General features: G+C 67.2%; 7 protein-coding genes. All 7 read right to left on the bottom strand.

Features of this window, described 5'->3' with window-relative positions; all coding sequences use genetic code 11:
* Positions 1-263: 263 nt before the first annotated feature.
* The 7 genes from ACFZBP_RS25480 to rplA all read right to left on the bottom strand — a co-directional run bounded on the left by ACFZBP_RS25480 (position 264) and on the right by rplA (position 12277).
* On the bottom strand, positions 264-4163 hold the full coding sequence (locus tag ACFZBP_RS25480; RefSeq protein ID WP_383452224.1) for a DNA-directed RNA polymerase subunit beta': 3900 nt from the start codon (positions 4161-4163) through the stop codon (positions 264-266).
* A gap of 98 nt (positions 4164-4261) precedes the next feature.
* Complete coding sequence (rpoB, locus tag ACFZBP_RS25475) at positions 4262-7747, bottom strand: DNA-directed RNA polymerase subunit beta (protein ID WP_383452222.1); 3486 nt, start codon at positions 7745-7747, stop codon at positions 4262-4264.
* Positions 7748-8328: 581 nt separating this feature from the next.
* The gene (gene rplL, locus ACFZBP_RS25470; protein ID WP_062706819.1) at positions 8329-8718 is read right to left on the bottom strand and encodes a 50S ribosomal protein L7/L12; all 390 of its coding nucleotides are present in this window, start codon (positions 8716-8718) and stop codon (positions 8329-8331) included.
* Between the two features lie 114 nt (positions 8719-8832).
* The gene (gene rplJ / locus ACFZBP_RS25465; protein ID WP_030641169.1) at positions 8833-9363 is read right to left on the bottom strand and encodes a 50S ribosomal protein L10; all 531 of its coding nucleotides are present in this window, start codon (positions 9361-9363) and stop codon (positions 8833-8835) included.
* A gap of 289 nt (positions 9364-9652) precedes the next feature.
* Positions 9653-10504: a hypothetical protein gene (locus ACFZBP_RS25460; protein ID WP_391416356.1), complete on the bottom strand. Its 852-nt coding sequence runs from the start codon at positions 10502-10504 to the stop codon at positions 9653-9655.
* Positions 10505-10612: 108 nt separating this feature from the next.
* Positions 10613-11422 carry a hypothetical protein gene (locus tag ACFZBP_RS25455; RefSeq protein ID WP_391416354.1) on the bottom strand — a complete coding sequence of 270 codons (810 nt, stop codon included), beginning with the start codon at positions 11420-11422 and terminating at the stop codon, positions 10613-10615.
* Between the two features lie 129 nt (positions 11423-11551).
* Entirely contained in the window at positions 11552-12277 is a 726-nt protein-coding gene (rplA, locus tag ACFZBP_RS25450; RefSeq protein WP_383452215.1) for a 50S ribosomal protein L1, read from the bottom strand.
* Positions 12278-12289: the final 12 nt, after the last annotated feature.

Raw genomic sequence — 12289 nt, 5'->3', positions numbered from 1 at the left:
ACCCAGGGCAGGCCACACCTGCGGCCCCACCGGCGCATGACCCCCCTGCCACGGCCGCGGAGCCCCGCTCCCCTGCCACGACGACGGATGTGTCATGGAGCACCTCCCCCGTACTGGTCGGAGTCCTTCCATGATGCGCCGGACTGGCGCCCGCGGCATCGGGGTCCACCCGGAGATGACCCGGAGAGCGTCCCAGGGAGACGTCCGGGCACGCCGAAGGGCGGCCACCCCAAGAGGTGACCGCCCTTCACACGATCGCTCGCTTACTGGTTGTACGGACCGTAGTCGTAGTCCTCCAGCGGAACGGCCTGGCCGGAGCCCGTACCGAACGGCGAGTAGTCGATGTCGTCGTAGCCGACGGCCGAGTACATCGCGGCCTTGGCCTCCTCGGTCGGCTCGACCCGGATGTTGCGGTAGCGGGACAGACCCGTACCGGCCGGGATGAGCTTACCGATGATGACGTTCTCCTTGAGGCCGATCAGGGAGTCGGACTTGGCGTTGATCGCCGCGTCCGTGAGGACCCTGGTCGTCTCCTGGAAGGACGCCGCCGACAGCCAGGACTCCGTGGCCAGCGAGGCCTTGGTGATACCCATGAGCTGCGGACGACCGGAGGCCGGGTGACCGCCCTCCTGGACCACACGACGGTTCTCGGTCTCGAACTTCGAGCGCTCGACCAGCTCGCCGGGCAGCAGCTCGGCGTCGCCGGACTCGATGATCGTCACGCGGCGCAGCATCTGCCGGATGATGATCTCGATGTGCTTGTCGTGGATCGACACACCCTGCGAGTTGTAGACCTTCTGGACCTCGCCGACCAGGTGGACCTGGACGGCACGCTGGCCCAGGATGCGCAGCACGTCGTGCGGGTTGGTGGCACCCACGGTGAGCTTCTGGCCCACCTCGACGTGCTCGCCCTCGCTGACCAGGAGTCGGGCACGCTTCGAGATCGGGTACGCCGTCTCGTCGCTGCCGTCGTCCGGGGTGACGACGATCTTCTTGGTCTTCTCGGTCTCCTCGATCCGCACGCGGCCGGTGGCCTCGGAGATCGGGGCGACACCCTTCGGGGTACGGGCCTCGAAGAGCTCGACGACACGCGGCAGACCCTGGGTGATGTCGTCACCGGCCACACCACCGGTGTGGAAGGTACGCATCGTCAGCTGGGTACCGGGCTCACCGATGGACTGGGCGGCGATGATGCCGACCGCCTCACCGATGTCGACCAGCTTGCCGGTGGCGAGCGAACGGCCGTAGCACATGGCGCAGGTGCCGACGGCGGACTCACAGGTCAGGACCGAGCGGGTCTTGACCTCCTCGACGCCGGCGCCGACCAGGACGTCGATGAGGACGTCACCGAGGTCGACGCCCGCCGGGGCGAGCACCTTGCCGTCCACGACGATGTCCTCGGCGAGGCAGCGCGCGTACACGGACGTCTCGGCGTTGTCCGCCTTGCGCAGGACGCCGTCGGCGCCGCGCTCGGCGATGGCCAGCTTGAGGCCGCGCTCGGTGCCGCAGTCCTCCTCGCGGATGATGACGTCCTGCGAGACGTCCACCAGACGACGGGTGAGGTAACCCGAGTCGGCGGTACGCAGGGCGGTGTCCGCCAGACCCTTACGGGCACCGTGCGTGGAGATGAAGTACTCCAGCACGGACAGGCCCTCACGGAAGGACGCCTTGATCGGACGCGGAATGGTCTCGTTCTTGGCGTTCGACACCAGACCACGCATACCGGCGATCTGCCGCATCTGCATCATGTTTCCTCGGGCACCCGAGTCAACCATCATGAAGATGGGGTTCGTCTTGGGGAAGTTCTCGTTCATCGCCTCGGCGACCTCGTTGGTCGCCTTGGTCCAGATCGCGATGAGCTCCTGAGTGCGCTCTTCCTTGGTGATCAGACCGCGCTCGTACTGCTTCTGGACCTTCTCGTCCTGCGCCTCGTAGCCGCGGACGATCTCCTTCTTCGCCTCGGGAACGACGACGTCGGAGATGGCCACGGTGACACCGGAACGGGTCGCCCAGTAGAAGCCCGCCGCCTTCAGGTTGTCGAGCGTCGCCGCCACGATGACCTTGGGGTAGCGCTCGGCCAGGTCGTTGACGATCTCGGAGAGCTGCTTCTTGCCCACCGAGTAGTCGACGAACGGGTAGTCCTCGGGCAGCAGCTCGTTGAAGAGCGCGCGGCCCAGGGTGGTGCGCAGGCGGAAGGTGTCCCCCTGCTGCCACTCGGGCTCGCCCTCCTCCTGCGCCGGCGGGGTCCAGCCGCGCGGCGGGATGGTGCCCACCGGGAAGCGGATGTCGATCGCCGACTGCAGCGCCAGCTCACCGGCGTCGAACGCCATGATCGCCTCGGCCGTGGAGCCGAAGGACCGGCCCTCGCCCTTGGTGTCGCGCAGCTCGCCGTCGGTGGTGAGGAAGAACAGACCGAGGACCATGTCCTGGGTCGGCATCGTCACCGGACGACCGTCGGCGGGCTTGAGGATGTTGTTCGAGGACAGCATCAGGATGCGGGCCTCGGCCTGCGCCTCCGCGGACAGCGGCAGGTGCACGGCCATCTGGTCACCGTCGAAGTCCGCGTTGAACGCGGTGCAGACGAGCGGGTGGATCTGGATGGCCTTGCCCTCGACCAGCTGCGGCTCGAAGGCCTGGATGCCGAGGCGGTGCAGGGTGGGAGCACGGTTCAGCAGAACCGGGTGCTCGGCGATGACCTCTTCGAGGACGTCGTACACGACCGTGCGGCCGCGCTCCACCATGCGCTTGGCGCTCTTGATGTTCTGCGCGTGGTTCAGGTCGACCAGGCGCTTCATCACGAACGGCTTGAAGAGCTCCAGCGCCATCGCCTTGGGCAGACCGCACTGGTGCAGCTTCAGCTGCGGACCGACGACGATCACGGAACGCGCGGAGTAGTCCACACGCTTGCCGAGCAGGTTCTGACGGAATCGACCCTGCTTACCCTTCAGCATGTCGCTGAGGGACTTCAGCGGGCGGTTACCGGGACCGGTGACCGGGCGACCACGACGACCGTTGTCGAACAGCGCGTCGACGGCCTCCTGGAGCATGCGCTTCTCGTTGTTCACGATGATCTCGGGCGCACCGAGGTCGAGAAGGCGCTTCAGTCGGTTGTTCCGGTTGATCACACGGCGGTACAGGTCGTTCAGGTCGGAGGTCGCGAAGCGGCCACCGTCCAGCTGCACCATCGGACGAAGGTCCGGCGGGATGACCGGTACGCAGTCGAGCACCATGCCCTTGGGGCTGTTGCTGGTCTGCAGGAACGCGGAGACGACCTTGAGGCGCTTGAGCGCACGGGTCTTCTTCTGGCCCTTGCCGGTACGGATGATCTCGCGGAGCTTCTCGGCCTCCTCGTCCAGGTCGAAGGACTCCAGGCGCTTCTGCAGCGCCGCGGCACCCATCGAGCCGTCGAAGTACGTGCCGAAGCGGTCACGCAGCTCGCGGTAGAGCAGCTCGTCGCCCTCGAGGTCCTGGACCTTGAGGTTCTTGAACCGGGTCCACACCTCGTCGAGACGGTCGATCTCGCGCTGCGCACGGTCACGCAGCTGCTTCATCTCGCGCTCGGCACCCTCGCGCACCTTGCGGCGCACATCGGCCTTGGCGCCCTCGGCCTCCAGCTCGGCCAGGTCGGTCTCGAGCTTCTTGGCGCGAGCCTCCAGGTCGGCGTCCCGACGGTTCTCGATCTGCTGACGCTCGACGGAGACGTGCGCCTCCAGGGAGGGCAGGTCGCGGGTACGACGCTCCTCGTCGACGTACGTGATCATGTACGCCGCGAAGTAGATGACCTTCTCGAGGTCCTTGGGCGCCAGGTCCAGCAGGTAGCCGAGGCGCGAAGGGACACCCTTGAAGTACCAGATGTGCGTGACGGGCGCGGCCAGCTCGATGTGGCCCATCCGCTCACGACGCACCTTGGCGCGAGTGACCTCGACGCCGCAGCGCTCACAGATGATGCCCTTGAAGCGGACGCGCTTGTACTTGCCGCAGTAGCACTCCCAGTCCCGGGTCGGACCGAAGATCTTCTCGCAGAAGAGTCCGTCCTTTTCGGGCTTGAGGGTGCGGTAGTTGATGGTCTCGGGCTTCTTGACCTCGCCGTGGCTCCACTGACGGATGTCGTCAGCGGTGGCCAGACCGATCCGGAGCTCATCGAAGAAGTTGACGTCGAGCACTATGCGTCAATCCCTCTCAGGGTTGTAAGTCTTGGGGTCTGAAACGGGGGCCTGGGGGTCGGCGGGGCCCTGTGGGTGAGGGCCCCGCCGGACTCCCGTCAGACCTCTTCGACGCTGCTCGGCTCGCGCCGGGACAGGTCGATGCCGAGCTCCTCCGCAGCGCGGAAGACGTCCTCGTCGGTGTCACGCATCTCGATGGACATACCGTCGCTGGACAGCACCTCCACGTTCAGGCAGAGCGACTGCATCTCCTTGATGAGCACCTTGAAGGACTCGGGGATGCCGGGCTCGGGGATGTTCTCGCCCTTGACGATGGCCTCGTAGACCTTCACGCGGCCGGTGACGTCGTCGGACTTGATGGTCAGCAGCTCCTGGAGGGCGTAAGCGGCGCCGTAAGCCTCCAGCGCCCACACCTCCATCTCACCGAAGCGCTGGCCACCGAACTGGGCCTTACCACCCAGCGGCTGCTGGGTGATCATGCTGTACGGGCCGGTCGAACGGGCGTGCAGCTTGTCGTCGACCAGGTGGTGCAGCTTCAGGATGTACATGTAGCCGACCGAGATCGGGTCCGGGAACGGCTCACCGCTACGGCCGTCGAACAGCCGCGCCTTACCGGTCGGGAGCACCATGCGCTCGCCGTCGCGGTTCGGGATGGTGTGCTGCAGCAGACCCGCGAGCTCGTCCTCACGGGCACCGTCGAAGACCGGGGTCGCGACGTTGGTGCCCGGCTGGACCGAGTCGGCGCCGATCGCCTGGAGGCGCTGCGCCCACTCGTCCGCGAGGCCGGAGACGTCCCAGCCGCGGCTGGCGAGCCAGCCGAGGTGGATCTCCAGGACCTGTCCCGGGTTCATTCGGGACGGCACACCCAGCGGGTTGAGGATGATGTCGACGGGGGTCCCGTCCTCGAGGAACGGCATGTCCTCGATGGGCAGGATCTTGGAGATGACGCCCTTGTTGCCGTGACGGCCGGCGAGCTTGTCACCGTCGGTGATCTTGCGCTTCTGCGCCACGTACACGCGCACCAGCTGGTTCACACCGGGGGGAAGCTCGTCGCCCTCCTCGCGGTCGAAGACGCGGACGCCGATGACCTTGCCGATCTCGCCGTGCGGGACCTTCAGCGACGTGTCACGGACCTCACGGGCCTTCTCACCGAAGATCGCGCGCAGCAGGCGCTCCTCCGGCGTCAGCTCGGTCTCACCCTTGGGCGTGACCTTGCCGACGAGGATGTCGCCGGCGACGACCTCGGCACCGATCCGGATGATGCCGCGCTCGTCGAGGTCGGCGAGGACCTCCTCGGAGACGTTCGGGATGTCCCGGGTGATCTCCTCGGGGCCGAGCTTGGTGTCACGGGCGTCGACCTCGTGCTCCTCGATGTGGATCGAGGAGAGGACGTCGTCCTGCACGAGGCGCTGCGACAGGATGATCGCGTCCTCGTAGTTGTGGCCCTCCCACGGCATGAACGCCACGAGCAGGTTCTTGCCCAGCGCCATCTCGCCGTTCTCGGTGGCCGGACCGTCGGCCAGGACCTGGCCCTCGATGATCCGGTCGCCCTCGTTGACGATGACCTTCTGGTTGACCGAGGTGCCCTGGTTGGAGCGGGCGAACTTGGCCAGGCGGTACGTGATGTACGTGCCGTCGTCGTTGGCCGTGGTGATGTAGTCCGCGGAGACCTCCTGGACCACACCCGCCTTCTCGGCCTTGACCACGTCGCCGGCGTCGACGGCGGAGCGGTACTCCATGCCGGTGCCGACGAGCGGGGACTCGCTCTTGATCAGCGGCACGGCCTGACGCATCATGTTCGCGCCCATGAGGGCACGGTTGGCGTCGTCGTGCTCGAGGAACGGGATCATGGCGGTCGCGACCGACACCATCTGGCGCGGCGAGACGTCCATGTAGTCCACGTCGTCACCGGCGACGTAGTCGACCTCACCACCACGGCGGCGGACGAGGACGCGGTTCTCGGCGAACCGCATGTCGTCGTTGAGCGTGGCGTTGGCCTGCGCGATGACGAAGCGGTCCTCTTCGTCGGCCGTCAGGTAGTCGACCTCGTCGGTGACCTGGCCGTCGACGACCTTGCGGTACGGCGTCTCCACGAAGCCGAACGCGTTGACGCGGCCGTAGGAGGCGAGCGAACCGATCAGACCGATGTTCGGGCCTTCAGGGGTCTCAATGGGGCACATACGGCCGTAGTGAGACGGGTGCACGTCACGGACCTCGAAGCCGGCCCGCTCACGGGAGAGACCACCCGGACCAAGAGCCGACAGACGGCGCTTGTGGGTGAGACCCGACAGCGGGTTGTTCTGGTCCATGAACTGCGACAGCTGGCTGGTGCCGAAGAACTCCTTGATGGAGGCGACGACCGGCCGGATGTTGATCAGGGTCTGCGGCGTGATCGCCTCGACGTCCTGGGTCGTCATGCGCTCACGCACGACGCGCTCCATACGAGCCAGACCCGTGCGGACCTGGTTCTGGATGAGCTCGCCGACGCTGCGCAGACGACGGTTGCCGAAGTGGTCGATGTCGTCGGTCTCGACAACGATCGTCTGGCCGTTGTCCGCGGCCGTCTCGGTCTCGCCGGCGTGCAGCTTCACCAGGTACTTGATCGTCGAGATGACGTCCTCGACGGTCAGGATGCCCGCATCGAGCGGAGCCTCCGCACCCAGCTTCTTGTTGACCTTGTAGCGGCCGACCTTGGCGAGGTCGTAGCGCTTCGGGTTGAAGTACAGGTTCTCCAGAAGCGTCTGCGCGGCCTCGCGGGTCGGGGGCTCGCCCGGACGCAGCTTGCGGTAGATGTCGAGCAGCGCGTCGTCCTGGCCCTGGGTGTGGTCCTTCTCCAGGGTGGCGCGCATGGACTCGTACTCGCCGAACTCCTCCAGGATCTGCTCGGTCGTCCAACCGAGAGCCTTGAGCAGAACGGTCACGGACTGCTTGCGCTTGCGGTCGATGCGGACACCGACCATGTCGCGCTTGTCGATCTCCATCTCCAGCCAGGCACCCCGGGACGGGATGATCTTGGCGGAGAAGATGTCCTTGTCGGACGTCTTGTCGATCGAGCTGTCGAAGTAGACACCCGGCGAACGGACCAGCTGCGACACCACGACACGCTCGGTGCCGTTGATGACAAAGGTGCCCTTGTGGGTCATGAGCGGGAAGTCGCCCATGAAGACCGTCTGGGACTTGATCTCGCCGGTCTCGTTGTTGGTGAACTCAGCCGTCACGAAGAGCGGGGCGGCGTACGTGAAGTCGCGCTCCTTGCACTCGTCGATGCTGTTCTTCGGCGGCTCGAAACGGTGGTCGCGGAACGTCAGCGACATCGACCCGGAGAAGTCCTCGATCGGGGAGATCTCCTCGAAGATCTCCTCCAGACCGGACTTGGTGGGGACGTCCTGACCCGACTCCAGAGCCGCCTCGACCCGACTCTGCCAGGCGGTGTTGCCGAGCAGCCAGTCGAAGCTCTCGGTCTGCAGCGCGAGCAGGTTCGGAACCTCGAGGGGCTCCTTGATCTTTGCAAAAGAGATGCGCAGCGGGGCGGTGCTTGCGCCGTTGTTCGTATTCGCGGTCGAGGCAGTGCGCGAGGCGGCCAAGAGGGGGTCCTTCCGAGGGCTCGGACTCACTACGCGCGTACCGGCCCCTCACCGGGGCACAGAGACAGGCGTTTCCTTCTCCGACCAAAGAATGGCCAGGTCAGGGACGGTCCGGTCATCGGTGCTTCAGCGAGGGCATGCCCCTGGTGACGGGCAGGGGACAGCTAACAGGCAGCGCAAAGGGTCAGTGTAGCCACTTGGCACACTGATGTCCAGTGCGGGTTTTTCGCGACCCTCGTTGTTCTCAACGCCCTCGGCATGCTCGCCCTCAATGCACGTTGATACTGCCCTCTTCGTCGCCGATCCATGCCTCGGATTCGGATCCTTGTGACGACGCGTCCTGAGAATTGCGCGCTGCGTGCGGTTCGTCAAGGCCCCCATGCCCGAACCCAGGGGCTCCCGGAGACACGACGAAGATCACCATACCCCCCGCCGAAGCGGGCGCAAGGTAACCGTGGCCGCGCCCCCAGGAACGCCGAAGAGCGACCACCCGAATGGATGATCGCTCTTCGGTGCGACTGCGTTACAGCCTCAGGAGGCTGGTTTCAGCATGCGCGACGGTCGTGTTCGACCGAAAGGTCTTACTTGACCTCGACGGAGGCGCCGGCGCCCTTGAGGGACTCGGCGGCCTTCTCCGCGGCGTCCTTGGCGACCTTCTCGAGAACGGGCTTCGGGGCGCCGTCCACGAGGTCCTTGGCCTCCTTCAGGCCCAGGGAGGTCAGCTCACGCACGACCTTGATGACCTGGATCTTCTTGTCGCCGGCGCCGGTGAGGATGACGTCGAACTCGTCCTTCTCCTCGACGGCCTCGGCGGCGGCGCCACCAGCGGCACCACCGGCGACGACGACCGGCGCGGCAGCGGCGGCGGTGACGTCGAACTTCTCCTCGAAGGCCTTCACGAACTCGGAGAGCTCGATGAGGGTCATCTCCTCGAACTGCGCGAGCAGGTCTTCCTGGCTGAGCTTCGCCATGATGGCGGTCCTTCCACTAAATCGGCAGGTGCCGGATGTACTGGGTGAGGCGGGCGTACGTCGGCCCGCTGTGGCCTCCGCGATCAGGCCGCGGCGGCCAGTGTGCGAGCCGAATTACTCGGCACCGCCCTGCTCGGCCTGCTTGGCGCGAAGCGCGTCCACGGTGCGGACGAGCTTCGACGGCAGCGCCTGGAAGACGGAGGCAGCCTGGGACTGCTTCGCCTTGAAGGCACCGGCCAGCTTGCTGAGCAGAACCTCGCGGGACTCGAGGTCCGCAAGCTTCTTGATCTCGTCGGCGGACAGCGCCTTGCCATCAAGGACACCGCCCTTGATGACGAGATTCGGGTTGTCCTTGGCGAAGTCACGAAGACCCTTCGCCGACTCCACCGGGTCACCGGTGACGAAGGCGACGGCCGTCGGACCAGCGAAGAGCTGGTCGTCCAGCGTGATCCCGGCCTCGTTGGCCGCAATCTTGGTCAGCGTGTTCTTCACCACGGCGTACTGGGCGTTCTCACCGAGCGAACGACGCAGCGTCTTGAGCTGCGCCACGGTGAGACCGCGGTACTCGGTCAGCACGGCGGCGTTGGAGCTACGGAACTTGTCCGTCAGCTCGGCAACCGCGGCAGCCTTGTCGGGCCTCGCCATAGAGCCTCGGCCTCCTTCCGGGTGATTCGGACCGCGCGGACCCGAAGGAGGACTGGGGAAAACGAAACGCCCCGGCGCAGGCGCACGGGGCGGACTCGACCGGTCGCACACGCGAGACGCACGCGCTCCGGGAGTTCTTCCACTGTCACCTGCGCGGGTCGTCCGCATTACAGCGGATCCTTCGGCCACCGCACCCTCTTGCGAGTGCACGGCAACGACCAGCGGTCTTTGGCTTCGGTAGGAGAGTACGGGACTCGGTCGCCGACAGGCAAATCGGCCCCTACGGCCCTCAGCTACCGCGCTTCTCCAGCGGCTTGCGCATGTCCGCCGTGTCGCCGGCGCGCGGCGCGCGGACGGTCACCGGCTTGTCCTGGTCGAGGAAGGTGAAGGTGAGGTCGAGCGCCCCGTGGCTGCCGAAGCCCTGGGTGCGGAACTGCTTGACGTGGTCGTCACGGTCGATCCACACGTCCAGGGTGAGCTCGTCCACGCCCGCCTTCTCGTACTGGTCGAGGCTGTTCGCCCGCCCCTCCCGGACGGCCTTGTCCTTGAGCCCCTCGAGCGAGGCCCGGAGCTCGTCGACCGTGGCCGTGCCCGCGTAGTGCGTCGTGTCGGCGCCGCCGACCTTCTCGGCGCCGACCCGCTTCACGTCCTCGGCGTCGGCGAGGAAGGCGGCCTCCCGCGCCGGGTTGCGGCCGACCTGGTCGCGCAGGCTCCCGACGTCCATGCGCAAGCCGCTGTCCGTGGTGAACTTCTCGTCCGGGCCGTAGCTGATCCAGTGCCGGCCGCCCAGCTCCTCGACCATGTCGTCGCTCGCGCTGCCGTACAGGACCCCGCCGACCAGGCGCAGCTCGGTCTCGCCCTGCTCGTCGCCGCTCAGGTTGACCGTCGTGAGCCGGGCCTCCAGCGGCTCCCTGCGGACGGCGCCCTCGTCCGCTATCCGCCCCCGCTCCGGGAACCGGCCGGTCACGCGATAGTGCAGGGAAGCGAGCCCCTCGGTCCTGTCCGCGGCCCGCGCGACGGCGTCGGCCGCAGAGGAGCCCGCGGAGTCCTGCGCGCCGTCTCCCGCCCCACAGCCGGCGAGCAGCAGCACGGCGGCCGGCAGAGCGACGGCAGGCAGGACGGCGCGTACGGCAAGGCTCACTGATTCCCCCCAAGGAGCACATGACTGGTGCGAACACGTCGCTGATGCGTGGTCGGCGCACAGCAAGAGCGGGAGCGTATCCCAGGCGGCCTGAACAGTCCTGCGAATTCAGCGACCCGCCGAGCCCGACAGCAGTTCCTTGAGGTCCGCCGTGTCCCCCGCCGGGGGCTTCTCGACCCTGGCCTCGATTCCGTAGTCGCTGTAGTACGCGGTCTGGGTCAGCCGCCCCGTGGCCGTCCGGCCCCGCTCGACCTTCTTGACCAGCAGGTTCCGGCCGTTGACCCATATGTCGACGGTCTGTTCGGTGGTACCGCCCTCTGCCCGCACCGTCCCCGAGTAGTGCGTGGTGGGCTCGCCTGCGACCGCCTCCGCACCGACCTTCCGTACGTCCGTGGAGGACAGCAGCCGCTTCACCGACGTGTGCGGGGCCGTGCCGCGCATCTGGGCCGCGAGATCGGCTCCGGAGCTGCCGGCGAGCTCGTCCAGGTCGTCGTAGGCGTACTTGATCCAGTGCTTGCCGTCGGTCTTGGCGGAGAACGCCTCGCCTATGCGCGCGTAGTAGGCGTCGGGGAGGTAGCGGGCCTCCATCGACGTGGTCCCGAGGCGGCGCATCGCCTCGGCCGTCGTGCCGCCGGTGTAGGTGATCGTCAGGAGGCCGGTGAGGTCGTCGGTCCAGGCGAGGGTGCCGTCGGCCTTCATGGACAGCGTCGAGCCGATGGTGGTCGTGGATCTGACGCGAGCGGACTCGGCACGCTCGGTGGAGCGCTCGACGGTGCGCAGGGCGGCCATTACGGCGCGGGCCGGCCCGGTGCGCTCCGCCTCGTCGGGGCGGGCGGCGGAGGTGCAGGCGGCCAGGGCCGTCAGCGCGGTCAGCAGCGCGATCCAGAACGCCGGCCGGCGCACCCTCGTGCTCGTCATTCGACCCCCCTGTGCGAATCCCGTGAATGCACGTTAACCCAGGGCACTGACAAAGGGCCTGGGAACGGGGACGGGCCCCACACCCGGGAAGGGTGTGGGGCCCGCTTTCGAGCCTGGTGAGCCGGTGGCTCAGACCGCGGCCGGGTCCTCCTCGACGAGGAGGTTGCGGGTGCGGTTCGGGTCGACGGGAACGCCGGGGCCGATCGTGGTGCTGATCGCGGCCTTCTTGATGTAGCGACCCTTGGCGGCCGACGGCTTCAGACGGAGGATCTCCTCCAGCGCGGCGCCGTAGTTCTCCACCAGCTTGGTGTCGTCGAAGGACACCTTGCCGATGATGAAGTGCAGGTTCGAGTGCTTGTCGACGCGGAACTCGATCTTGCCGCCCTTGATCTCGGTCACGGCCTTGGCCACGTCCGGGGTCACGGTGCCGGTCTTCGGGTTCGGCATCAGACCACGCGGGCCGAGGACGCGGCCGAGGCGGCCGACCTTGCCCATGAGGTCCGGGGTGGCGACGACGGCGTCGAAGTCCAGGCGGCCCTTCGAGACCTCGTCGATCAGCTCGTCGGCGCCGACGATGTCGGCGCCCGCGGCACGCGCGGCCTCGGCACGGTCGCCGGTCGCGAAGACCAGGACCCGGGCGGTCTTACCGGTGCCGTGCGGAAGGTTCACGGTGCCACGGACCATCTGGTCGGCCTTACGCGGGTCGACACCCAGACGGAAGGCGACCTCGACGGTGCCGTCGAACTTGGTCGTGGACGTCTCCTTGGCGAGACGGACGGCCTCGAGCGGGGCGTACAGCTTCTCCCGGTCGATCTTGGCGTCCGCAGCGCGGAGAGTCTTGCTGCGCTTGCTCACTACTGCTCCTGT

The sequence above is a fragment of the Streptomyces sp. NPDC008086 genome (assembly GCF_042957325.1).
GTDB lineage: Bacteria > Actinomycetota > Actinomycetes > Streptomycetales > Streptomycetaceae > Streptomyces.
Note: the sequence above shows the minus strand (reverse complement) of the source record. Positions and strands in the feature narration are given on the sequence as shown.

Bases quoted from the DNA above. Each gene is read 5' to 3' on its own strand.
- rplL (WP_062706819.1), bottom strand. From the start codon at position 8,718: ATGGCGAAGCTCAGCCAGGAAGACCTGCTCGCGCAGTTCGAGGAGATG.
- rplJ (WP_030641169.1), bottom strand. From the start codon at position 9,363: ATGGCGAGGCCCGACAAGGCTGCCGCGGTTGCCGAGCTGACGGACAAG.
- ACFZBP_RS25455 (WP_391416354.1), bottom strand. From the start codon at position 11,422: ATGACGAGCACGAGGGTGCGCCGGCCGGCGTTCTGGATCGCGCTGCTG.